This window comes from Bordetella muralis (assembly GCF_965139205.1).
In the GTDB taxonomy this organism is placed as follows: Bacteria; Pseudomonadota; Gammaproteobacteria; order Burkholderiales; family Burkholderiaceae_B; genus Bordetella_A; species Bordetella_A muralis.
This window is the reverse complement of record NZ_CBCSIU010000001.1, coordinates 126203-150407: the sequence shown is the minus strand read 5'-3', so window position 1 is coordinate 150407 and position 24205 is coordinate 126203. Positions and strand designations below refer to the sequence as shown.

Here is a 24205-nt window from a genome sequence, read left to right as displayed (position 1 = left end):
AGACAAGGACACGTAATGCCAGCGCCGAAAGACTTGTTAGAAAACGCATTTCGCACCCGTTTGAATGAACCTGGCGTGCCGCTTGGAACGTGGCTGATGTCAGGCACCTCCAGTACGGCGGAGGCCATGGGCCACGCTGGATTCGATTGGCTATTGGTCGACCTGGAGCATGTCCCGCTTGATGAAAAAGAAACGCTCGCGGTACTGCAAGCGATCGCCGGCACTAATGCCTGCCCGATTGCCCGGTTGGCGGCCAATGATCCGATCCTGTTCAAGCGTGCCTTGGATCTCGGTGCCAAAACCGTCATGGTGCCGTTTGTGGACAGCGCTGCGGCGGCTCAGCAGGCGGTATCGTATGCAAAGTATCCGCCTGAAGGAATTCGCGGTTTTGCGGCCGTGCATCGTGCCAGCGGCTATGGCACAGCAAACGAGTACGCCAAACGCGCGAATGACTCGGTCTTCACCATCATTCAGTTGGAAACGCCGCAGGCTGTGGCTGCGTTGGAGGATATTGCGAGTGTGCCGGGCGTCGATGCGCTTTTCCTGGGACCAGGCGATCTATCCGCCAACATGGGGCATATCGGCAACATCGCTCATCCCGACGTCGAAGCCGTGATCGCCGATGTGGCCAAACGTTGCCAGGCGATCGGCAAACCTTGCGGCATTGTCGGTCCTACCCCCGAGATGGTTTCCGAGTTCATCGAACTCGGTTACTCGTTCGTTGCCGTGGCTTCGGATATGGGCATGATGATGCGGCAGGCGACTGCTTTCATCGGTGCTATCCGGCCCGCCATCGCAAAAAAATTCGAAAGCAGCGTGTACTAAAGAGAGATTGGGAGACAACACGATGAAATCACCATTGGCTCTGGTGAGCGCGATCGCGACCGCCACGGCGCTGGCCATGGCGCCTCAGATCGTGTCTGCACAGCAGGCGAACTACCCCAGTAAACCCGTCACCATGATCGTGCCGTTTGGTCCAGGCGGCACCTCCGACATCATGGCTCGAATCCTGGCGAAGCATCTGAGCGCCGCGCTGCCTGCGACGATTGTTGTTGAAAACAAAGCCGGAGCGGGCGGTGCCATCGGGATGACCCAACTGAAGCGATCTGCGGCAGACGGATACACGGTGGGCCTGTCCGTTATCGGGCCGGAAGTCCTGCAACCCGCGATCCGACAGACGGGATACACCTATCAGGATTTTGACCACGTATGTGCCACCTATTCAGTGCCGCTGATGATGATGGTCACGGAGGATTCGCCTTTTCGCAGCGTCTCGGATGTCATCTCTTATGCGAAAGAAAACCCGGGCAAGCTGACGTATGGGTCATCAGGGCACGGCACATTGCTGCATCTGGCCATGGAGATGTTGATGGATCAGGCTGGGGCCACGGCGCTGCACGTTCCATACAAAAGCTCTGGAGAGATGGTCACTGATCTGATGGGGAAACAGATCATGGTGTTCAACGAGACGCCGACGGTGTCCAAGCGCTATAAGCTGCGCCCGTTGGCGGTGTTCTCGGACAAGAGGCTGGCCGGCTATCCCGATGCTCCGACCATTCAAGAAGCGGGATGGTCTATCAATGCGTCTATATGGGGCGGGTTGATTGCGCCAAAGGGCCTGCCTAAAGAGGCGATAGCTGCATTGGAAAACGCATGCCAAACGGCATTGAAAAGCGATGCGTATCGGGCTGACGTCGAGCCGGTGGATACCCCAGCCTATTACATGGACTCGCAAGCCTTCGCCGCGTTTGCACAGGACCAGTTCAAAATGTATGGCGATCTTATCAACCGTCTGGGTTTAGTGGAAAAGCAATAACTTGGCGCATGGTTTGATGGGCTGAGTTTCGTTAATGTCCGAGCAGGCTTAGGCTGCCGAGGGCAACCGAGGATGCTCAGATCCTCATTGAAGGGGGATGCTGGTGCCAATATTCAGCATTCCCCTTGTTGGTTCACGCGTCCCCTTTTTGTAGGGACGATCAGCACCATTGTCGTGCGGGCAGATGTCCGCGAGAACCCAGCAGCACCTGATTGGTGCACATTCACCCGGAATGAGTGCGCGTAGCACTCGTTTGGTGCGACGCAGCATTGTCTTGTCTTGGTGGCCTCGTTTGGCACGGTTTTTGCATAGTTTCTAAGGCAAAAAAGATCCGTGCCAGCCGGTACACCAGCTGGTCTCAAGTAATTCGTCATTGGGACAGACATGACTGCCAGAGCTACTCGCATTGATTTATTCAGCCTGCGTACGCCGCAGATGCGTGCCTTTCATTTGACTTGGCTGGCATTCTTTGTGTGTTTCTACGCCTGGTTCGCGTGCGCGCCGCTGATGCCCGTGCTAAAGGGCGAATTCAACCTCACGCCCGGACAGATTGCCAATATCAATATTGCCGCGGTAGCGGTGACCATTCTCGTGCGCCTCATTGTCGGGCCGTTGTGTGACCGCTATGGACCGCGCAAGGCCTATACCGGTTTGCTGGTGTTGGGAGCGATCCCCGTGTTGGGCGTGGCGTTGGCACAGAGCTACGAAGCCTTCTTGTTTTTTCGCCTGGCGATAGGTGCGATCGGCGCGAGCTTCGTGATCACGCAGTATCACACCTCTGTGATGTTCGCACCCAACGTAGTCGGCACGGCCAACGCCACCACGGCAGGCTGGGGGAACGCAGGTGGTGGCGTGGCGCAGGGCACGATGCCGCTACTCTTGACGGCCATTGTGATGATAGGCGTGAGCCAAAGCCTGGGTTGGCGGCTGGCCATGGTGGTGCCCGGTGTAGCCATGCTGATTGTTGCCGCGCTGTATTGGCGCTACACGCAGGATTGTCCCGAAGGCAACTATGCAGATCTGCGGGCAGCCGGAAAGACGATCGATGGCGCCAAGAAAGGCGGCTGGGCGAGTTTTGCCACGGCGGCCTGTAACTATCGCGTGTGGCTGTTGTTTGTGACCTATGGCGCCTGCTTTGGTGTCGAGATTTTTATCCACAACGTGGCCGCTATTTACTACGTCGAGCATTTTGGTCTGTCGCTCTCCTCGGCAGGCATGGCGGCCGCGAGCTTTGGTTTGCTGGCGTTGTTTGGCCGTGCGTTGGGCGGCATCGTGTCTGACCGGATGGCCCAGCGCCGCGGATTAGATGGACGCACGCTGTTGTTGTGCGTGCTGATGGTGGGCGAGGGTGTGGGGCTGTTGGGCTTTGCTCATGCGGATAACACCACGCTGGCCGTGCTGGCAATGCTGGTGTTCGGCCTCTTTACCCATATGGCCTGCGGTGCGACGTATGCGCTCGTGCCCTTTGTTGATCGCAATGCCTTGGGCGGTGTGGCGGGCATCATCGGCGCCGGCGGCAACGTAGGCGCGGTGGCGGCAGGTTTCTTGATGAAGGGGATGGGCGATACGCAGAGCACCCTGTCCGTGCTGGGTGTGTTGGTGATCCTGTCGGCGGCATGTGCGGTTGCCGTGCGTTTTTCTGCAGAACATAAGGCCCGAGAACAAGCCTTGTACAACAACACGCTGAACCCCAGCGCCGCGGGCGCCTGAGGAGGAGTTTTTCATGAGTATGAAGATCATCGTAGTTGGCCACGGCATGGTGGGCCACAAGTTTCTGGAAAGTCTGGCTGAGACGGGGCTGCAAGATGTCGAAGTCACGGTGTTGTGCGAGGAACCCCGTCCTGCCTATGACCGGGTGCACTTGTCAGAGTTTTTCAGCGGACGTACCGCTGACGATCTGTCGCTGGTAGAGCCTGGTTTCTTTGAACGTACCGGTTTCAAGTTGCGCCTGGCTGCGCGCGCCGTTGCGGTAGAGCGCCGCAATAACACCGTGACGACTGCTGATGGTGAGGTGCTGCCCTATGACAAGCTGGTGCTCGCCACGGGCTCCAATCCCTTTGTGCCGGGTTTGCCTGGACGTGATCGTCCGAATTGCTTCGTTTATCGCACCATCGAAGATCTGGAAGCGATGCAAGCCGCTGGCCGTGGGGCCAGGCGCGGTGTGGTCGTCGGTGGCGGGCTGCTGGGCCTGGAGTGTGCGAAAGCCCTGCGCGATATGGGCCTGGAAACGCATGTAGTCGAGTTTTCGCCTCGCTTGATGACGGTACAGGTAGATGAGAGTGGCGGCCAGATGTTACGCCGCAAGATCGAGGCCTTGGGCGTTCAGGTGCATACCGACCGAAACACGGTAGAGATCGTTGACGGGACGCTGGCGCGCCACCGTATGGTGTTTGCCGACGGCAAGCTCCTGGAAACCGATATGATTGTGTTCTCTGCCGGCATACGGCCGAGAGACGAACTGGCGCGGCAGTGCCTGCTGGCGGTGGGCCCGCGTGGCGGCGTAGTGATCGATGATTTCTGCCGCACAAGCGATCGCAATGTTTATGCGATTGGCGAATGCGCGTCGTGGCAGGAACAGGTGTTTGGCCTGGTGGCGCCCGGTTATGACATGGCTCGTGTGGCGGCTCGGCATATCGCCGGCGAGGCTGGCCTGACCGGTGTCGAGTCCATCCGGTTCACCGGCGCCGACATGAGCACCAAACTCAAGCTGATGGGCGTGGATGTGGCCAGTATCGGTGACGCGCACGGCAAGACGAAGGACTGCCGCAGTTACCAATATGTCGATGAGCGCAAGCAGGTCTACAAGAAAATCGTCACCAGCGAGGATGGCAAAAAATTGCTCGGCGCCGTGCTGGTAGGCAACGCCGACGAGTATGGCACGCTGCTGCAGATGGCGCTGAACGGTATTGCCCTGCCCGACGAACCAGAGTTTCTGATTCTGCCGTCCAGCGATGGCAAGGCCAAGCCTGGCCTGGGCGTGGACGCGTTGCCCGACAGCGCACAGATTTGCTCCTGCAATAACGTCAGCAAAGGACAGATCTGCGCGGCCGTAGGGGAAGGGGTATGCACGATCGGCGATCTGAAAGCCTGCACGAAGGCGGGATCGACGTGCGGTGGCTGTGTGCCGTTGGTGACGCAGGTCATGAAGGCCGAAATGAAAAAGCAGGGAATGGCCGTCAACAACCATTTGTGCGAGCATTTCCCCTATTCGCGTCAGGAAATCTACCACTTGGTCCGAGTGGGCGGCATCAAGACTTTCGACGCATTGTTGGAAAAGCATGGCAAGGGCCTGGGTTGCGATATCTGCAAACCCGTCGCGGCGAGCGTGCTCGCGTCCTGCTGGAACGAATTCGTTCTGCAACCGCCTTTGGCTGGCCTGCAGGACAGCAACGACTATTACCTCGGCAATATCCAAAAAGACGGCAGCTATTCCGTCGTGCCGCGTATGCCTGGTGGCGAGGTGACTCCCGACGGTTTGATCGCAGTCGGTCAGGTGGCCAAGAAATATGGCCTCTACACCAAAGTCACAGGTGGCCAGCGCGTGGATATGTTTGGCGCGCGGGTAGAGCAACTGCCTCTGATTTGGGAAGAGCTGATCGCTGCCGGCTTCGAATCGGGCCACGCGTATGGCAAATCGTTGCGTACCGTCAAAAGCTGCGTGGGATCCACGTGGTGCCGTTATGGTGTGGGTGATTCCGTGGGCTTCGCCATTTCTCTGGAGAACCGATACAAAGGCCTGCGTTCTCCGCACAAGATCAAGTTCGGCGTGTCGGGTTGTACCCGTGAATGCGCCGAGGCACAGGGCAAGGACGTGGGCATCATCGCCACCGAGAAAGGCTGGAATCTCTACGTTTGCGGCAATGGCGGCATGAAGCCACGTCACGCCGAGTTGTTGGCATCCGATCTGGATCAGGCCACGCTGGTGAAGTATGTCGATCGATTTTTGATGTTCTACGTGCGTACGGCAGATCGCTTGCAACGCACCAGCACCTGGCGCGACAACCTCGAAGGCGGCCTGCAGTATCTGCAAGATGTCGTGGTGCACGACAAGCTGGGCATTGCGGCCGAGCTGGAAGCCGAGATGCAGCACGTGGTCGATACCTATCAGGATGAGTGGAAAGTCGCTGTCACACAGCCGGAGGTGCGCAAGCGTTTCCGCAGCTTTGTGAATAGCGAATCGCTTGACGAGAAAATCGTCTTTGTCCCGGAGCGCGGACAGATTCGCCCTGCCTCGCCGCAGGAGCGTGAAGAATCCGAGCGAGCGGAAGCCCTCACCGTCTAGCACGGCCTCATTGGATATAGAGAAGGAATGGCAGCATGACAACCTTTGAAAAAGGCTGGGAAGACGTCTGCGCAGTTCAAGACATCGTGCCCGGCACCGGCGTCTGTGCCTTGGTCGGTGGGCAGCATGTGGCGGTATTTCGTTTGATCGACGGGCGCATCTTCGCCATTGGCAATATCGACCCCAAGAGCGGCGCCAGCGTGCTGGCGCGCGGTTTGGTCGGAAATCTCGGTGATCGTGTCGTCGTCGCGTCGCCGTTATACAAGCAACATTTCGACCTGTTCACCGGTGAGTGCCTGGAGGAGCCAGAGCAGTCAGTGCCAGCATACCCTGCCAAGATCGACAACGCTCGGGTCTGGGTGGCAGCATGAGTCAGGCGGGGCGCCCCAGCCTGGTGGTAGTAGGCAATGGTATGGCTGGTATGCGTACCGTAGAGGAACTGCTGCAGCTCGCCCCGGATCTGTACGACATCACCGTATTCGGTGCAGAGCCGCATGGCAACTACAACCGTATCCTGTTGTCCCCGGTGCTGGCCGGTGAAAAGAGCGTGGGCGATATCATGCTCAATACGCGTGAATGGTACGCGGAGTACGGCATCACGTTGCATGCTGGTGATCCGGTGGTGCAGATCGATCGTTCGCGCCGGTTCGTGCATGCGCAAAGCGGCCTGCAAGTTCGCTATGACCGATTGTTGATCGCCACGGGGTCGCGGCCCTTCATTCCTCCTGTGCCGGGCAGCGACCTCGATGGCGTAATCGGGTTTCGCGACATTCAGGACGTGCAAACCATGCTGGAGGCCTCGCGCCAGCATCATCATGCTGTGGTGATCGGCGGTGGGCTGCTGGGGCTGGAGGCTGCCAACGGTTTGCTGCGTCAAGGGATGACGGTGACCGTGGTGCACTTGCATCCGAGTTTGATGGAGCGCCAGCTGGATGCGCCGGCCTCTGCATTGTTGCAGCGGGCGCTGGAGTCCAGCGGCCTGCGTTTTGAAATGAGCGCGCAGACTGCCGAGCTGGTAGGCACGGAGCGCGTCACCGGGGTGCGTTTCAAGGACGGGCGCGAGATTGCCGCCGATCTGGTCGTGATGGCGACAGGCGTGCGGCCAAATGTCGACCTGGCCCGTGACTCGGGCCTGCATTGCGAGCGTGCGATTGTCGTCGACGATACGCTGCAAACCTATGATCCGTGCGTGTACGCGGTGGGCGAGTGTGTAGAGCATCGGCGCAGCACGTTCGGCCTGGTTGCCCCAATATGGGAACAGGCGCGCGTATGTGCTGCACATCTGGCGGGGGCGGGCCACCGCCGCTATGTTCAGCGTGCCACGGCGACCAAACTCAAGGTCACGGGCGTCGATCTTTATTCGGCAGGCAACATTGTAGGCGGCGCGGATACTGAGGATATCGTTCTGCGTGATCCACGGCGGGGTATCTATAAGCGGCTGGTACTCAAGGATGATTGCGTCGTCGGCGCGGTGTTGTATGGCGACGTGACGGACGGGCCGTGGTATTTCGATCTGATCCAACGGCAAGCGCCGATTACCTCGATCCGGCAACGCCTATTGTTTGGCCAAACACTCTGCGAAGCAGATTGACGGCATGATTGCAGATGACAACGACGATTAAGATAGCTTCCGTTGATGCGCCGGTACGTACCACGTGCCCCTATTGTGGCGTGGGTTGTGGCGTGTTGGCTACGCCGCAGGTTGATGGCGAAGTACACATTGCGGGGGACCCTCAACATCCTGCCAATGCAGGGCGTCTATGCGTGAAAGGCTCCGCGCTGGGTGAGACGGTTGGCCTGGAGGGCCGCCTGCTTTATCCTGCGATGCGGCAGGCCGGGTCCGATAAAAACGCGCCTTTGCAACGCGTATCGTGGGATCAGGCACTCGACACTGCAGCCCAGGGATTGCGTCGCATCATCGAATCGCATGGTCCTGACGCCGTGGCGTTTTATGTGTCCGGTCAGTTGTTGACCGAGGACTACTACGTTGCCAATAAATTGATGAAGGGCTTTATCGGCAGCGCCAACATCGACACGAATTCCCGGCTGTGCATGTCGTCGGCCGTGGCAGGACACAAGCGGGCCTTTGGTGAAGATCTCGTGCCTGTCTGCTATGACGATCTGGAATTGGCGGACCTGGTCGTTCTGGTGGGATCGAATGCCGCATGGTGCCATCCCATCCTGTTCCAAAGGATCGCGCGTGCCAAAGAGGCCCGGCCAGACATGAAACTGGTAGTAATCGATCCACGTCATACCGCTACCTGCGAGCTGGCCGATCTGCACCTGCCGGTCAAGTCTGGCACCGATGTCTGGCTATTCAATGGTTTGCTGGCGCATCTGGTGCGGCAGGGTCTCACTGATGAGAGTTTCGTTTCCGAGCACACTATGGGTCTTGATGAGGCGCTGCTCGCCGCGGGCGTTGAGAGCGACATCGCATCTGTGGCCCGCGACTGCCGGCTCGATGAGGAATCGGTTCGCACTTTCTTTCAGTGGTTCAGCGAGCGGCCCCGTACGATCACCGCGTTTTCGCAAGGCGTGAATCAGTCCTCCGCAGGTACAGATAAAGTCAACAGCATCATCAACTGCCATCTGCTCACGGGTCGTATTGGTCAGCCCGGCATGGGGCCGTTCTCAATCACCGGCCAGCCCAATGCCATGGGCGGACGCGAGGTTGGGGGCTTGGCCAATATGCTGGCAGCCCATCTGGAACTGCATGAGCCGGCGCATCGCGAACTCGTCCAGGCATTCTGGCATGCGCCGCGCATGGCCAATCGTGTGGGTTTGAAGGCCGTCGACTTGTTTCGTGCCATCGAGGCGGGGCGCGTAAAGGCAGTATGGATCATGGGAACGAATCCCGTGGTCAGCCTGCCCGATGCAGACCAGGTCCGACGTTCCCTGAATGCGTGCGAGCTTGTGGTGGTGAGCGATATCGTCGCTCATACCGACACCATGGCGCACGCTGACGTCGTACTGCCTGCATCGGGTTGGGGAGAAAAAGACGGCACCGTCACCAACTCGGAACGCCGGATCTCGCGCCAACGTGCGTTCCTGCCGGCGCCAGGCGAGGCGCGAGCGGATTGGGACATCATTGCCGATATGGCACGGCGTATGGGCTACGAGGGCTTTTCGTATCGCCACCAACGAGAGGTGTTCGACGAGCACGCGCGCTTGTCGGCGCAGTCCAACGAAGCGAGTCTCATACCGAGAGCTTTTCATATTGGCGGGCTGGCGGGACTATCACCAGCCGCATACGACGCGATGACGCCGGTGCAATGGCCTCTGCCATCGCCGGGCGACAGTGGCGTCGCGCGCCTGTTCAGCGACGGCGGTTTTTCCCATGCAGACGGACGTGCGCGTTTTGTACCCACGCCGGTGCGTACTCCGGAATACGCCGTAGATGACGAGTATCCGCTGATACTCAACACGGGCCGTGTGCGTGACCAGTGGCACACCATGACACGCACGGGCCGCGCTCCAAAACTGGCCGAGCACGTTCCCGAGCCCTTTATTGACCTGCACCCGCACGATGCGCTCCTTGCTGGCGTGCGGGAAGGGGCGTTGGCACGCGTGCGTTCTCGCTGGGGCAGCGTGGTGGCCAGAGTGCGCCAAGGGGGCGGCATCGCTCGCGGCAGTGTGTTCGTGCCCATTCACTGGAATGGTCAGTTTGCTTCTGACGCGCGCGTGGGGGCTGTGGTCAACCCAGTCGTCGACCCAGTTTCGGGCGAACCGGAGTTCAAGCACACACCGGTGATGGTGGAGCCTTTCGACGTGGCATGGCATGGTTTTGTGCTGACGCGCCGGGAGCTGAATACCCATGATGTAGCTTGGTGGACGCGTATCCAGGGGCGACAGTTTCTGCGCTATGAACTGGCCGGACGGCAGCTGGTCGATATCCCCCACGATTGGGCGCGCGCGCTGCTGGGAGTGGACGACGCGCAGGCCGACTGGTTGGAATACGAGGACCGTACTGCACGCATCTATCGCGCCGTGTACGTCGTCGACGATCGCATCGAAGCCTGTGTGTATCTGTCGCCGCGTCCCGATCTGCCGTCGCGTCAATGGTTGGCCAGCTTATTTGCTCAGGAGCGTCTGGAAGACATCGATCGCGCAGGCGTGCTGTTGGGCCAGCCCATCGTGGCTGGAGCTGATACCGGTCCAGTCATTTGCTCCTGTTTCGGTATCGGCCGCAATACTATCTGTGATGCGATCCGTGACAAGGGACTGCAGACGACCGGTGAGATAACGGCCTGTGTCAAAGCCGGTGGTAACTGTGGTTCGTGCGTGCCAGAGCTCAAACGGTTGCTCACGGAGACACAGGTATTGATGCGCGCGGCGGCTTGATTCTTTGAGTGTTCCAATGCTGATCAGGCACTCGCGCTACACGTATCCCGGACTTAAAACCGGTGTCTCAGCCCCACCGCATACTGCGTCTGGTGCCAGGACGGATCGTCCCATGCACCACGTAAGTATCCCGCAATGGCGTAGACGCCCGTGCGTTTGGACAGTTCGTGGGTGTAGCCCAGTGAATAGACTTGCTGGTGATGCGTGGCATTGGCTGCGGCCAATGCACCGTCGTTCTGCGGCACACTCGCCTGCCAGGATGCCATGACCGAGCCTGCGCCCACACGCCAGGTCAGGCCCGCTAATAGTCCATGTACCGTGCTATCGGGAAAATACGCCTGTTGCCCCGGTGACGGAACGGCGGGAATTGTGGAGCCGTGCCGTATCCACGACCATGCGGCGTAGACTGTCAGCGCCTCCCAGGTGGCACGCACCGCGGCCGTCGTGGAATAAGGCTGGCGTGCGGCGCCCTGGGCAGCCATCGCCTGGGCCTGTGGGGTGTTTTCTGCCCAGTGGGCGCGCTCGTGCGTCAAGGTCATCGCGTAGGCGTCTTGTTCATAGACGACCGCCGCGCCGGCCAGCTTATTGGAGGTATCCGTGGCGAACCCGCCAGCACTGTCGTAGTCGAAGCTATAGTCTGCGCCGGCGCGCCATCCGTTCCACGATGGCGTCCAATAGGACACCATGTTGTCGGCGCGATTCGCATTGAACGGCAACAGGTCGGTCTGCGCACCGGTATTCAGATAGGAGGCCAGGAACGGATCAAATTCAGCCAGCGTAGCGGATGATGCCGAGGTCTGACGCCCCAGTCGTAACTCTCCAATGGGGCCGGACAAGCCCACCCAGGCGGCGCGCCCAAATAGCCGGCCACCCTGCGCGGACCGTCCATTGGTCGCCAGAATGCCGCTTTCCAGATTGAAGTTCGCACGCCAGCCCGAGCCCAGGTCTTCGGTGCCGCGCAATCCCCATCGCGATCCCGATTGCACGCCGCTTTGCATGGAGATCGATGTGCCTTGCTCTTGGGAACTGATGCCCGCTATGCTGAGATCGATGACGCCATACAGCACGAGTTTCTGCGATTGCGATTGTGCGTGTGCGACGTACGGCGTACAGGCGGCAGTCGCGCATCCGGCATGGATTGCCGCGTTCCGTAGCCAGCTGTGCATCACAGATACTTCAGCCAAGTGATGTCACGACGACGCGCTTTCAGTTGGCCATACCAGCGCACGGGCAGAAACAACGCCGCGGCCAGCAATATCGAAATGACCCACAAAGCAGGCACGCCAGACACACCAAAGTAGTCGCCCTGGTTCAATCCCCATATCGCAACGCACGCCAGATATAGAGCTTTCAGAACATAAAGGTGCAGCAGATAAAAGAACATGGGTGCGGCACCAAACACGCACAAGACGCGTATCCACGCGGCTCGTCCTGCACGTTCCATCCACGCCAGCAACACCAATCCCAGGCCGAGGGTCAGCAACAGGAACATGAGCGATGGCGGGTACTTTGTCACGTTCAAAAAGCTCATGAGTGTGTGTATCGTGTCGTCTTGCATCCCCCATTCTTGGGCTTGGCCATAGCCATTGATTGCACGCAGTACGATAAACGCTGCCAAGACTCCCAAGCCGCCATAAAGCAGGCCGCGTTGTCGCGCCGTTGAATGGATTCTCGCGTGAAACCAGGGACCGGCGGCATATCCCAATGCAATGACGCCTATCCAGGGCAGCAGAGGATATGAGGTGCGCAGACGCAACGCGTCGCTCACTTCGATCCAGCCGCGATCGTGGAGGACGGCCCAGGGGATGTGTGCCCAGTGATCTTGTGCGAAGTGGACGGAATCCAGCAGATTGTGCCCTGCGACCAGCAGCAATCCCACGCCGGCCACGACAGGGCGAGGCAGCCACAGTAACGCTGCCAGGGCCAGCATGCTCAGGCCGATGACCCAGATGACTTGCAGATAAATGACCGATGGCGGAAACGCAAACGTCCACGCGAAGTTCACGACCACGATTTCCAGCGCGATCAGGAATAGACCACGCTTGGCCAGGAATGCTGCCGTGGCGGCTCGGCTACCGGCGCGATCGCCATATAGCCAAGCCGAAATGCCGGTCAGTAAAACAAAAACCGGGGCGCACAAGTGAGCCAGCAAACGGGAAAAAAACAGGTCGGGCGGCGTGGCCGCGGCATCCATCGGATCGCCCACCTGAAAATGCAGGTAGAACGTTTCTCGGACGTGATCCAACAGCATGATGACGATGACCAAGCCACGCAAGGCATCGATGGAATACAGGCGGTGAGAGGCGGCAGAAGGGTGGGGCGAGTGAGGCTGGACGGCAGACATGTAATGGTGGCAGGCGTGCCGGCGATGCGGCAAATGCGTCGGTGCTTAAAAGTGGCTGTATTGTAATGTAATAACATTCCAATACAACTGGGGCACCCTGTCACGCTACTCGTCCAGGCAGGCCGATGCAGCACCTGCCTGCCTCACCATGCCGGACTCACAATACGGCGATACGCTTACGCTCAATAAGATCAAAATCGATTTTCGCGCCGAGCCCCGGCTCGGTCGGAGCGTGAACAAACCCCTGCGCATCAGGTTCGATGTCTTCGATCAGACCGTACTTCTGCGCGCCAGCGGGTAAGAGCACCTCAAAGAACTCGGTATTCTTCAACGCCATTGCAACGTGCAACTGAGCCACGTTGTTCAACGAGTTTCCACCATGGTGAATTTCATAATTCATGCGAAAGGCTTCGGCCAGATGAGCGGCTTTCAGCATGCTGGTAATGCCGCCTTTGAGCGGGATATCCCCTCGCAGGAAATCAGTCGCATTTTGCTGAATCCACGGCACATAGGCATCGAGCACAGCTGCCGGGGCCTCGGTGGCCATGATGGGAATATGCAGTTGCTGCTTGAGTTTTACGTAGTTGTAGAGGTCCGAATCCTGTAGCGGATCTTCGTACCAGTAGTAATTCAATTCCTCGATAGCGCGGCCAACGCGGACGGCCTCGGGATACTGATATGCCCACGCGGCATCGAGCATGACCAGATAATCATCGCCGACCGCCTTGCGTACCGCTTGGCATACGCGGATATCCTCTTGCCAGGGATGAGGCGGGTGGATCTTGTAGGCGGCCCAGTTCAAGGATTGATAATGCAACGCCTCGTCGGCATATTCCTGAGCCGAGTCCAAAATCATGGAGCTGGCGTAAGCCCTGATCTTGGTGCGATAGCTGCCGATCAGGCGATGGATGGGCAGACCTGCGACTTTACCGGCAATGTCCCATAGCGCCACGTCGCAGGCGCCAATCGTGCGTATGGTGGTGGTGCGGGCGCGACGCCACATGGCTTGAAACAGCCGCTCCCGATCCAGAGGATCCTGGCCCATCAAGATGGGCTTGAGATACTTGATCAGATTAGGGGCATCCAAGTCCGCGGGATAGTACGCGGACCCCAGAAACGCATGCCCGGTCACGCCGTCGTCGGTCTGGATGGATAGCAGACCCATTTTGCTTGATCCCGCGAACTTGCCAGTATGGGCGGCGTAGCTGGTAGGAGGGATGTCATCCCAAGAGAAAAGGGTGACGCTGACATTGTCGATCTTCATGAATACTCCGTTATGGGGCGCCTGTGCTGTCCGGCTCAATGCAGTAGTCCGGCAGTAGCCTCGCCGATCATTGACTTGCTTCGGTATATAGGCGCATACCTTCGATGACGCCAGGCCGTGCCGCCATGCGTTGCGCCCATGCGGTCAGTGCGGGATATGTTCCAGGATCCAGCAGATTGCGGCGTAGCGCATAGTTGGGGTAGAGGATGAAGTCGGCATAGCTGATCGCACCCGCCAGATACTCGCGCGTTTTGAGATGTTGCTCGACAATGCCGAAATAGCGCAGGAAACGTTTCCGAAAGAGATCGATGTGTGACTGGACTTTTTCCGGGGAAACGACCTCTACCTGGTTCATGGCGGCGCTGGTGCCGCCAATGTCGGTGCCGGCTTGCCAGGCCCATTGCATTGCCTGGGCCTGTCCTGCTGCGTCTTGAGGCACAAAGCGGCCGGATTTCTGGCACACATAGAGCACGATGGTTCCCGATTGCGCCAGTACGAGAGGGCGGCCATCCGGGCCGTCAGGATCCACGATGGCAGGAATCTGGCTGGCCGGATTGATCTTTAGATATTCCGGTGTCTTGTGTGCACCCGCGCCTACATCGATAGGGATCACGCGGTGCGGCAACCCTGATTCCGCTAAAGCGATCGTAGCGCGTAGACCGTTGCTGGTACGCCAAGCGTAGACATCTATCATTCATTTACCTTTCTGTTGATGTGGGGTGACAGCGCTTTGCTGGCGATGCGGCCAGTTTCCGTCGGATCATTCCACTTTCACGTTTGCCCGTTTGATCAATCCGGCCCAGTCGTTGGATTCCGCATCCAGCCATTGTTTGTATTCAGCGGCCGACTGGTACACAGGCTCGACCATCATTTTTCTCAGCGTCTCCACCGTTTTAGGATCACGCATGAAATCCTGCACCGCCTGATTAAGCTTCTGGATATCTGCCGCCGGCATCGTTGCCGGTGCAAACAGGCCTTGCGAGATCATCGCGGAAAATCCCGGCACACCAGCTTCACTGATGGTCGGGATGTCTGATGCGTAGGGGGAGCGATTGGGCGTCGCGATCGCCAGAGCACGCAGCTTGCCTGCCCGTAGCAATTCCAATACCGACGGCAATCCCGTAAACACCATGTCGATATGACCGCCTACGGTATCCGAAATGGCGGGGCCGCTGCCTTTGTAGGGGACATGCACCAGCTTGATCTTGGCCTGCTCCATGAGTTTTTCTGCAGCCAAATGCGTGATGCCACCTGCGCCGGAAGAGCCGATGGTGAGCTTGCCTGGTGTTTTGCGGGCGGCTTCGAGCACGTCCTGGAACGTCTTGAAGCGGGAGTTGGCGGGGACCACGAGTACGTTGCCAAAACTCGCCAGGTTGGCCACGGGAATCAAGTCTTTGCGCGAGTAGCTCAGAGAAGCATAAAGAGAGGGAATGATGCTATAGACCGCGGAGTCCGAAACCAGCAGCATCTTGTTTGGGGGCGTTGATTTGACGACAGTTTCGGTGCCGATGATGCCGCCTGCTCCGGCGCGGTTTTCAACGATGACTGTTTCTTGCAGCGCTTTTCCCAGCGCTGGTGCGACCATGCGGCCGAACAGGTCAGAGCCGCCGCCGGGGTTGTACGGCACGACCAGTTGCACCGGTTGCCCGCCCTGCGCACTCGCGGCGATAGGAACGAGTGGTAGTCCGAGCGCGATGCCAGCCGCGCATAACAGCTTTTTCAACATTGCTTGTCTCCGAATTTTGTTCGTACTACCGATTGGCATGCTTTGCATGTCAAACTCGTCTTCTCGGCTGTCGTGGCCGACGATTTATTTGTTTGGTAAATTACATCATTGTTAAGTTGTCAGGCAACTATTTTATGGCTAGCGTTCCGACAAATAACCGTTCGCGGAAGACGCCTCCCCATGAGCCCTCCGACGAGGACCTGCGTGCAGCGCGCCCACCTCGACTGGCCGATCAACTCTACGATCGTCTGCTGCAGCAGATCACCTATGGGAAATATCCCGAAGAAAGCCGGCTGCCGTCGGAGTTCGATTTATGTGCGACGTTCGGCGTTTCCCGGCCGGTGGTTCGCGAGGCACTGTTTCGCCTGCAGGCTGATGGCGTCATCGTGTCGCAGCGCGGCGCGGGGTCTTATGTGCGAAAGCGCCCCAGTCCAGAGTTGATACGGCTGGCTCCGATAGGAGGCTTGGCGGAACTGGTGCGTTGTATGGAGCTACGCAGCGCAATCGAGGGTGATGCGGCCTATATGGCTGCGGCGCGACGCAGCGACGATGATCTAGCCATCATGGCCAAAGCCCTCGAAGATATGCGAATCGCTTTCGAGGCACGTCAAGTCGGCAACGATGCCGATTACCGTTTTCATCAGGCGATTGCGGCGGCATGTGGCAACGATCTATTCGTGACGACGCTGCAGTCGCTTTCCCAGCAGATATTCGACTACATGCGTGTCATGCGCAGCTTGGCGTTATCCAGCGCGGTGACACGAGGCCAGCAGGTGCAGCGCGAGCATGAATGTATTTTCCAGGCGATTCGTGATCAGCAACCTGAGGCGGCACGAGATGCAATGCGTGAGCATATCCACAATTCCAGGATGAGAACGCTGGACGAGAATTTTCTGCCTGCGAGAAAGCGGTAATGGGCGGATGTTGTAGGTACCTCCGGCCAGGAGCATGTCAGGTCCTGATCGAGTAAATGTGCTGGTGCGCCAGCCATCACCCGGAACCGCAAACGGCGTGCGACAGATGATGGCCCGGCGCTAGAGCTTCATCACGCCTCAGACATCGGCCCGCCCCGATATTTCGGACGCTTGGCCGCAGTCACAATGATTTCCACCAGCAGCTCCGGNGAGGCCAATTTGGCCNCNCACGTCGCACGCGTAGGCATTGCGTTCGCCGGCACCCATTCGGCCCAGGCGGCGTTCATGCCGTCGAAGTCGCGTTCGATGTCTTTGAGCCAGATCTGCACGGACAAGAGTCGGGACTTGTCCGATTTGGCCTGTGCCAGATAGCCATCGATTTTCTTCAGCACATCGCGGGTCTGTTCGGTAATGCCTCCCGCGGCATTCGATGTCACGCCCGCCACATACACGGTATCTCCGTGAATCACGATTCGGCTCAAGCGCTCGTTGGACTCTCTGCGTACGATATCGGTCATGGGGGTCTCCTTTGCGCGTGGACGGGCGTGAATGATCGTCAGGATCGTGTCGGTTCGATCTTATCCTGAGTTTTGGTTTCAAAGTCACCCGCGTCGTGGCGCTCGCGCAATTGTTCGGATGGCTCTCCGCTCATGCGATTGACCATACGGCCGCGGCGTACTGCGGGGCGCGCCAGAATGGTATCGGCCCAGCGCTGGACGTGCTTGTAGTCCTGGACGCTGAGGAACTCTGCGGCGCCGTATTGCCAGCCTTTCGCGAGCCCGCCGTACCATGGGAACACGGCGATATCGGCAATCGTATAGTCGTTGCCAGCCAGGTACTCGCTCTCGGCCAGCCGCCGATCGAGTACGTCGAGTTGACGTTTGACCTCCATGGCGAAACGATCGATGGCGTACTCGATCTTGGTCGGTGCATAGGCATAGAAATGACCAAAGCCCCCGCCCAGATAAGGGGCGCTGCCCATTTGCCAGAACAGCCAGTTCAACGTCTCGGTACGCCCCTGGATAGCCTTCGGGATGAAGGCACCGAATTTTTCGGCCAGGTACAACAGGATCGAGCCTGACTCGAACACACGAATCGGCTCGGAGCCGCTGCGATCGAGCAGGGCAGGGATCTTGGAATTGGGATTGACGTCGACAAATCCGCTGCCGAACTGATCGCCGTCACGGATATTGATCAGCCACGCGTCGTACTCGGCGCCAGTGTGCCCCAGCGCCAGCAGTTCCTCCAGCATGATCGTGACCTTGACGCCGTTGGGCGTGCCGAGCGAATAGAGCTGTAGCGGATGCCGGCCGACCGGCAATTCCTTGTCGTGCGTCGGCCCCGCGATGGGCCGGTTGATACTGGCGAAATGACCGCCGCTGGGTTGGGTCCAAGTCCAGACCTTTGGTGGGACATATTCGGGAGAGTCTGCCATGCTGATGCTCCGGGATAGCGTCGATGCCGCTCAGGCGGCCGGGGGATAGTTGGAGGGAAAGAGCGCGCGTTTGGTTTCTTCGTCGTTGACGCGCTTGAACTCGTGGTCCTGGCCTACGGCGCGTGCTCGCGCAGCCGCTGGGCGCGCTTCAACGGTTTCAAAGAGACGCTTGAGATTGGGGAAGGGCGCCAGAGGATCGTCCGCACCTTTGCGTACTCGCGAGGCACGGTCGAGCCAGCCCCAAGCCGACATATCTGCGATCGTGTACGTGTCACCGACGATGTAGTTGCGCCCTTCGAGGTGGTCGTTCAACACCTGATAATGACGTTCCGCCTCGCGCCGATAGCGATTGACGGCATAGTCCAGGCCCTCCGGTGCGGCAAACTGAAAATGTACCGCTTGTCCCGAGAATGGGCCCAGGCCGGATGCCAGGAACAATAGCCACGAGAGCAACTCTGGCCGGTCTTGGGCGGAGCCCATGAACTTGCCGGTTTTTTCTCCGAGGTAGAGCAGAATCGCGGTGGAATCAAAGACGCGCGCTTCTTTGCCATCGGGCCCATCCGTGTCGACGATGGCGGGAACTTTGCCGTTGGGGTTGATCGCCCGGAAGGCAGGCGTATGTTGTTCGCCCTTGCTGGTATCGACCGGGAAGACTTCGTAGGGCAGGCCGGCATCCTCGAGAAATAGTGAGATCTTTGCGGGATTCGGCGTGGGATGAAAATAGAATCGGATCATCTTTTGCTCCGAGCAACCTCGGCGTCTATGCCGGGGAGGAAAGGGGGAACGGGGTTTGTACTATTGAGTTTTAGTACAACCATTCTATAATCGCTCAACAGCAAAAGAATGGCAAGCACTGCGATGCCATGACGGGATCAGAAAACGATATGGCAAGGCCCAGAGAGTTCGACGAGGATGTGCTGCTCGATGCGGTGATGCATTGCTTTTGGTCGCAAGGCTATGAGGCCACGTCCGTGAAAGACCTCACTTGCGAGACGGGAATCACTGCGGCCAGTCTCTACAACGCCTATGGGGATAAACGCGGGCTGTTTCGAGCCGCGCTTGATCGCTATGTGGTTCACATCACAGAGCGGATACAGAAAGGCGAAACGCTCCCGCCTCACGAAGCCATCGCCTATTTTTTTGACCAGATTCTGAGCCGTTCGCTGAATGATCGCGAACACAAGGGGTGCATGCTGGTCAATTCTGCGTTGGAGCTCGCCCCTCATGATCCCGAGTTTCGAAGGACCATTGCCGATGCATTGAAGAACATTGAGATGTTCTTTCTACGTTGCATCACTGCAGGGCAGACTGACGGGACGGTCACGCGTGCGTTGCCCGCAGAGCAATTGGCTCGCCATTTGCTCAGTGTGTTGATGGGTGTGCGTGTGTTGGCCCGAGCACGCCCGGAAAAAGCGTTGCTGGAAGGAGCGGTTAAGACTGCTTTAGCATTGCTGAGAAGTTAGGGCTGCCAATCCGTATAGTAACTCCAGTCGCCTTCTTTTCCGGGACGTGATCTGCTGAACGTCAGGGGGTGAAGAATGACACCGGGGTCATCAGGCGGTTTTCCTGGCTGACGACATAGCCTGCTTCGGCGCTCTTGGTCAGGTAGCTCGCCCATTCTGGATCGCTTTGCAAGGCCTGGCGCCGCGCTGCGCGGTCAGCGGCGTCTTGATAGACCCAGATGTGCATGTAGCTGTTTACATTGCCCGTCTCGGTCTGCATATAGGCCAGGGGCTTGCCCAGATGCCGGCTCTGTATCTCGTAGCCATGCTCCGCATATAGGGCGAGATGTTTTTTGATCGTGCCGGGGCGGCAGGTGTAGGTACGGACGTCGTAAAGCATGCGTGTTCCTTCGTGTAGCATGAGTATTGATGCCAGGCTGCGACAGCCACTTGCACTTTTTGCCTTTGGGTGGCGAATTAGTACGAGTGGTACTGTACGCAGCCAAGGGAACGGCGCGTTAGGACAGATCAGATGTCGTCCAGGACTTTTTTGCGGTAGTGGGAGGCCCGGACCGTTAACGGTCAGATCAGCGCAATCCTGTTTTTACCGTTTCGCGATAGGCCAGTACCGATATCAAAGTCAGAACGGCTGCGCCGATGACAATCCACGATGGCGATAGCAGGTTGCCGGTACGCGACACAAAGTATGTCGCCAGGAAAGGCGCAGTGCCTCCCAGCAGTGTGACGGGGATATTCAGGCTGACCGATAGTCCGGTGTAACGCAACTTGGTGGGCATGATTTCCGACATGGCGCATAGTGCGGTGGCAGAATGGGGGGCGAACGCCAGGCTCATGAGGCACAGGGCGAACACGGTCTGGTTGAAATCCTTCGGATCCAACAGATGGTAGGCCGGATAAGTAATCAGGGCCACGGCAATCATGCTGATCAGCATCAAGGGTTTGCGGCCGACAATGTCGCTGAGCAGGGCGAAGAAGGGCAGTAGGGCGCAATAGAAAACAAGGTTGTACAGATTAGCGCGTTGGGCATCGGCCAGACTGAATCCCAGTACGCTGGATAAGTAAGTGGGCGAGTAGATGTAATAAATGTAGATGCACGCAGACGGTGCGGAGATCAGACCCATGCCGATGAGAATGGATTTCCATTCCTGTTTCAAACCCGTCAGTAGAGGGGCTTTTTCGATTTCGGCGTGCTGTTGTACTGACGTAAAGTGTGGTGTTTCTTCGAGTTTCAGGCGTAGGTAAAGCCCGACTAAGCCAAGCGGGACGCCTGCCAGGAACGGCAGGCGCCAGCCCCAGCTGTGTAGCTGTTCCGTTGTCAGTGTTGCCGTGATCAGGGATGCTACGCCGCCGCCCACCAAAAGGGCCAGGCCGATGGTGAATGTCTGCCATCCAGTGTAGAACCCGCGGCGGTTGGGGGGCGCGTATTCCGAAATGAACGAGGTCGCACCTCCATATTCACCCCCTACGGAGATACCTTGTATGAGTCGCAGTGTGGTGAGCAGAATCGGAGCGGCAATCCCGATCGCGGCATAGGTGGGCATTACGCCGATCAAGGTAGTCGCAGCTGCGATCAGGATGATGGCCACGGCCAGGGGCGTTTTGCGTCCGTATCGATCTCCCAGATGCCCGAATATGATGCCGCCAAGCGGACGCGAGGCGTAACTGATGGCGAAGACCGCAAATGTCAGCAGCAGACTGGCAGCGGGATCATCGGCCGGGAAAAACAGACGGGCGATGACCGTCGCGAAATAGCCGTAGATGACGAAGTCGAAATACTCGATAAAGTTTCCTATGCAGGCTGCTATCAACGCACGCTTGTGCTGTGCGGGTTCCCGCCGACTGGCGGGCAAAGTGGTGGTGGCGGTTTGCATGATGTCTCCTCGGAATATTCTGTAGGGGGTATTAGGCGAGCGTGCTGCCGCCGTCGACGACCAGCGCCGCGCCGTTGCAATGGCGTGCTTGGGGGGACAACAGGAATGCCACCATGTTGGCCACGTCTGCCGGTTGCCCGTAGGGGGCGGAAACAGCGCGTTGAATTTGATTGACTGCGGTATCGCTCTGGCCGGCCATGACATTGATGGCGTCGATCATGGCGGTCTGCGTAGGGCCAGGCAGTACGGCATTGACCCGTACGTTGGACCCAACGGTTTCCAATGCTGCGCTACGTACCAGTCCCAGGACAGCGTGCTTGCTGGCTACATAGCCGGACAGGCCGGCCCGACCTCGGATAGAGGAGGTCGAGCCGATGGCCACGAAACTGCCGCTGTCCGATGTGCGTAACGCTGGCAAGGCATATTTCAGGCACAAGAAAGTACCCGTCGTATTCACCGCCATGGTGCGAGCAAAGACATCGACGGGATACTCAGCGATCGGCTGCACCACGCCAGCTACGCCCGCATTGCTGACTACGCCGTCCAACCGACCATGGCGAGCCAATACATGCTGGATGGTCTCGGCGACGTTTTCTTCACATGTGACGTCCAACGCCCGGATCTCGATGTGCTGCCCGAGGGCCTGACACTGTTGCTGAGTGTCCCGTAGCGCGGCGACATTGTGATCGGTGAGCAGCAGCCGGCAGCCCTGACGCGCCAACGTCAAGGCGATGGCAGTGCCGATGCCGCCAGCGGCACCGGTCACGAGCACCGTTCGTACGGGTTCGCCTGTGTGGGTCATGTCAGGGAATCAGTCGTTGCAGCAAGCGGCGATCCTCTACGGCAAAGCCTCCGCCATAGACGTTGGAGGTCATAAAGTGTGCGCTGAGAACTTCAGGCTCCAAGGCGGCAATAGGGTCGTACTCGCTGGCATGCAGCGTCCAGTCGATGCGGCCGGACAGCGGCTTGCTGTATTGCAACGGCGTGCGCCGGTAAACCACGTCGGCGTAGGCGGTGCCGACCTTTTCCGGGTCGGGCAAACGGCGCACATGGATTTCGCCTGCCGGCTGTTCGGCCTCGTCGGTCAGCAGGATCAGCGGTGCGTCTGGGTCGGGTGTGAAGTGGTAGTCGACCAGTTGTACGCCACGCCGGCGTACCCATCCGCTAATCTGTCCGTCGCGGGTTTCATCGAACGCGTAGTGAGTGTCTTTTTTGGTATAGCCAAAGAGTTCGCGGCCCGCGCAGATCCCCATGGGGTCACTGCAGTACATGAAAATGTGTGTCTGTGTGAATAGATCCTGATAGCGCACCGGTACGGTCACCATCAGATCGAACATTTGGCCGGCGTGGACAGCCAGCGTATGACCAGGCGACAACATGAAGCGGAAGGCAACCCGGTCATTGACCAGTTCGAAGGGCGTATCCGACAAGAGTTTCTCGATCTTGCTACGCTCTACACGGGTGATGACTTCCAGTGTGCGCAGTGGGCATTCCCATTCAACAGGATAGGCGGGGGAGTAAGGCGGGTTCACACCACTGTTCTGGTGCATCTTGTAGTTTCCGAACATTGCGGTCATGCGTGGTCTCCTTGCATGGATTGGATATAGGGATTGACGATTACATCTGGACTGGCATTGTTGATATCGGTCAGGCCGCAGAGGGCCATGGTGGATTCGAGTTCGTGACGCAGGATTTCCAGGCAGCGCGTGACACCGGTTTGTCCCGCGGCGCCTAGGCCGTACATATAGGCTCGGCCAACGAAGGCTGCGGTAGCGCCTAGCGATAGGGCGCGCAGTACGTCCTGGCCACTGCGAATGCCGCCGTCTACGTAAACTTCAGCGCGGCCCGAGACGGCCTGCACGATGGCGGGCAAGGCTCGAATACTGGATGGCGCGCCATCCAATTGGCGGCCGCCGTGGTTTGATACCACGACGGCATCGGCGCCCGCATCAATGGCGCGGCACGCGTCATGCGGATCCATGATGCCTTTTACGACGAGCTTGCCTCCCCATCGTTGTTTTAACCATTGCACGTCTTTCCAAGAGACTGTGCGGTCGAATTGCCGGCTGACCCACTCGGAAAAACCCAGCGTGTCGGATACTCCTTTAGCATGACCGACGATATTGCCGAATGTGCGGCGAGGGGTGCGCAGCATGGATGCGCACCAGCGCGGGCGCGTCAGCAATGCTGAGAGGCCATGTAGCGTAATGCGCGGCGGCACCGACAAACCGTTGCGGATATCTTTGTGGCGCTGTCCCTGAATGGGCAGGTCCATGGTCAGTACCAGCGCGGAACATTGTGCTGCACGGGCGCGTTCGATCAACTGCTCGATGAAGCCGCGATCTTTGAGCATGTAGATCTGGAACCAGAACGGTTGTGCGGTGTGACGGGCGAGATCTTCTATCGAGCAGATGCTGACGGTGGACAGAACGTACGGTACGCCGAACTTGGCAGCTGCGCGTGCTGCCAGGATCTCGCCGTCTGCATGGACCATGCCCGCCAGACCCGCCGGCGCCAAGCCGACAGGCATGGTGACAGGCGTGCCCAGCATGGTGGCATTGACACGGATATCGGCCACATTACATCCCACTCGCTGGCGAAACTTCAGGCGAGCCAAGTCGTTGCTGTTGGCGCGATAGGTAGACTCGCTCCAGGAACCACTATCGACGTAGTCATAAAAAAGACGTGGCACCCGCTTGCGGGCGATAGCCTGCAAGTCGTCGACACAGGTAATGACATTGGCCATGTC

22 protein-coding genes and 1 pseudogene are annotated in these 24205 nt (G+C 58.7%); 9 read left to right on the top strand and 14 right to left on the bottom strand.

All coding sequences use genetic code 11. The features are described 5' to 3' along the window. Window positions 1–15: 15 nt before the first annotated feature. The 7 genes from ACNA0I_RS00665 to ACNA0I_RS00635 all read left to right on the top strand — a co-directional run bounded on the left by ACNA0I_RS00665 (window position 16) and on the right by ACNA0I_RS00635 (window position 10439). Window positions 16–825, top strand: coding sequence for an HpcH/HpaI aldolase family protein (locus ACNA0I_RS00665; RefSeq protein WP_415804137.1), 810 nt, complete (start codon window positions 16–18; stop codon window positions 823–825). 22 nt (window positions 826–847) lie between these two features. Further along, the gene (locus tag ACNA0I_RS00660; RefSeq protein ID WP_415804136.1) at window positions 848–1816 is read left to right on the top strand and encodes a Bug family tripartite tricarboxylate transporter substrate binding protein; all 969 of its coding nucleotides are present in this window, start codon (window positions 848–850) and stop codon (window positions 1814–1816) included. Between the two features lie 384 nt (window positions 1817–2200). Next, the gene (locus ACNA0I_RS00655) at window positions 2201–3526 is read left to right on the top strand and encodes an MFS transporter (RefSeq protein ID WP_415804135.1); all 1326 of its coding nucleotides are present in this window, start codon (window positions 2201–2203) and stop codon (window positions 3524–3526) included. A gap of 19 nt (window positions 3527–3545) precedes the next feature. Then, entirely contained in the window at window positions 3546–6098 is a 2553-nt protein-coding gene (gene nirB, locus ACNA0I_RS00650) for a nitrite reductase large subunit NirB (protein ID WP_415804817.1), read from the top strand. A gap of 35 nt (window positions 6099–6133) precedes the next feature. Next, window positions 6134–6469, top strand: a complete 336-nt coding sequence (gene nirD / locus ACNA0I_RS00645; protein WP_415804134.1) for a nitrite reductase small subunit NirD — start codon at window positions 6134–6136, stop codon at window positions 6467–6469. After that, window positions 6466–7689 (top strand): NAD(P)/FAD-dependent oxidoreductase, encoded by a 1224-nt coding sequence (locus ACNA0I_RS00640; protein ID WP_415804133.1) that lies wholly within the window; start codon window positions 6466–6468, stop codon window positions 7687–7689. Before nirD ends, ACNA0I_RS00640 begins: the two co-directional genes overlap by 4 nt. A gap of 14 nt (window positions 7690–7703) precedes the next feature. Beyond that, on the top strand, window positions 7704–10439 hold the full coding sequence (locus tag ACNA0I_RS00635) for a molybdopterin-dependent oxidoreductase (RefSeq protein ID WP_415804132.1): 2736 nt from the start codon (window positions 7704–7706) through the stop codon (window positions 10437–10439). A gap of 53 nt (window positions 10440–10492) precedes the next feature. Here the strand turns inward: ACNA0I_RS00635 and ACNA0I_RS00630 are convergent, their stop codons facing one another. The 5 genes from ACNA0I_RS00630 to ACNA0I_RS00610 all read right to left on the bottom strand — a co-directional run bounded on the left by ACNA0I_RS00630 (window position 10493) and on the right by ACNA0I_RS00610 (window position 15773). Then, window positions 10493–11623 carry a porin gene (locus tag ACNA0I_RS00630; protein WP_415804131.1) on the bottom strand — a complete coding sequence of 377 codons (1131 nt, stop codon included), beginning with the start codon at window positions 11621–11623 and terminating at the stop codon, window positions 10493–10495. Next, window positions 11605–12783: a DUF1624 domain-containing protein gene (locus ACNA0I_RS00625; protein WP_415804130.1), complete on the bottom strand. Its 1179-nt coding sequence runs from the start codon at window positions 12781–12783 to the stop codon at window positions 11605–11607. The genes ACNA0I_RS00630 and ACNA0I_RS00625 overlap by 19 nt, the downstream gene beginning before the upstream one ends. 157 nt (window positions 12784–12940) lie before the next feature. Then, window positions 12941–14047, bottom strand: coding sequence for an enolase C-terminal domain-like protein (locus ACNA0I_RS00620; protein WP_415804129.1), 1107 nt, complete (start codon window positions 14045–14047; stop codon window positions 12941–12943). A 67-nt stretch (window positions 14048–14114) separates the two neighbouring features. Then, entirely contained in the window at window positions 14115–14741 is a 627-nt protein-coding gene (locus ACNA0I_RS00615) for a glutathione S-transferase family protein (protein WP_415804128.1), read from the bottom strand. 66 nt (window positions 14742–14807) lie between these two features. Further along, complete coding sequence (locus ACNA0I_RS00610) at window positions 14808–15773, bottom strand: Bug family tripartite tricarboxylate transporter substrate binding protein (protein WP_415804127.1); 966 nt, start codon at window positions 15771–15773, stop codon at window positions 14808–14810. 134 nt (window positions 15774–15907) lie between these two features. Between ACNA0I_RS00610 and ACNA0I_RS00605 the strand changes: the two genes are divergently transcribed. After that, the gene (locus ACNA0I_RS00605; protein WP_415804126.1) at window positions 15908–16687 is read left to right on the top strand and encodes a FadR/GntR family transcriptional regulator; all 780 of its coding nucleotides are present in this window, start codon (window positions 15908–15910) and stop codon (window positions 16685–16687) included. Window positions 16688–16818: 131 nt separating this feature from the next. On the opposite strand, the pseudogene ACNA0I_RS00600 reads toward ACNA0I_RS00605, so the two are convergent. The 4 genes and pseudogenes from ACNA0I_RS00600 to ACNA0I_RS00585 form a co-directional block, all read right to left on the bottom strand. Beyond that, window positions 16819–16896 (bottom strand): annotated as a pseudogene (locus tag ACNA0I_RS00600) (RidA family protein); the annotation flags it as partial. 19 nt (window positions 16897–16915) lie between these two features. Beyond that, the coding region (locus tag ACNA0I_RS00595; RefSeq protein ID WP_415804125.1) for a RidA family protein at window positions 16916–17205 on the bottom strand (290 nt) is incomplete at its 3' end. Window positions 17206–17243: 38 nt separating this feature from the next. Continuing rightward, window positions 17244–18122: a glutathione-dependent disulfide-bond oxidoreductase gene (gene yghU / locus ACNA0I_RS00590; protein WP_415804124.1), complete on the bottom strand. Its 879-nt coding sequence runs from the start codon at window positions 18120–18122 to the stop codon at window positions 17244–17246. A 30-nt stretch (window positions 18123–18152) separates the two neighbouring features. Next, entirely contained in the window at window positions 18153–18857 is a 705-nt protein-coding gene (locus tag ACNA0I_RS00585; protein WP_415804123.1) for a glutathione S-transferase family protein, read from the bottom strand. Window positions 18858–19006: 149 nt separating this feature from the next. On the opposite strand from ACNA0I_RS00585, the gene ACNA0I_RS00580 reads away from it, so the two are divergent. Further along, window positions 19007–19585 (top strand): TetR/AcrR family transcriptional regulator, encoded by a 579-nt coding sequence (locus tag ACNA0I_RS00580; protein WP_415804122.1) that lies wholly within the window; start codon window positions 19007–19009, stop codon window positions 19583–19585. Window positions 19586–19646: 61 nt separating this feature from the next. On the opposite strand, the gene ACNA0I_RS00575 is transcribed toward ACNA0I_RS00580, so the two are convergent. From ACNA0I_RS00575 to ACNA0I_RS00555, 5 genes are all read right to left on the bottom strand, one after another. Further along, complete coding sequence (locus tag ACNA0I_RS00575; RefSeq protein ID WP_415804121.1) at window positions 19647–19964, bottom strand: NIPSNAP family protein; 318 nt, start codon at window positions 19962–19964, stop codon at window positions 19647–19649. 187 nt (window positions 19965–20151) lie between these two features. Next, window positions 20152–21456, bottom strand: a complete 1305-nt coding sequence (locus ACNA0I_RS00570) for an MFS transporter (RefSeq protein WP_415804120.1) — start codon at window positions 21454–21456, stop codon at window positions 20152–20154. Between the two features lie 31 nt (window positions 21457–21487). After that, the gene (locus ACNA0I_RS00565) at window positions 21488–22258 is read right to left on the bottom strand and encodes an SDR family NAD(P)-dependent oxidoreductase (RefSeq protein WP_415804119.1); all 771 of its coding nucleotides are present in this window, start codon (window positions 22256–22258) and stop codon (window positions 21488–21490) included. A 1-nt stretch (window position 22259) separates the two neighbouring features. After that, entirely contained in the window at window positions 22260–23033 is a 774-nt protein-coding gene (locus tag ACNA0I_RS00560) for an acetoacetate decarboxylase family protein (protein ID WP_415804118.1), read from the bottom strand. Next, on the bottom strand, window positions 23030–24202 hold the full coding sequence (locus tag ACNA0I_RS00555) for an alpha-hydroxy acid oxidase (RefSeq protein ID WP_415804117.1): 1173 nt from the start codon (window positions 24200–24202) through the stop codon (window positions 23030–23032). The genes ACNA0I_RS00560 and ACNA0I_RS00555 overlap by 4 nt, the downstream gene beginning before the upstream one ends. Between the last annotated feature and the right edge of the window lie 3 nt (window positions 24203–24205).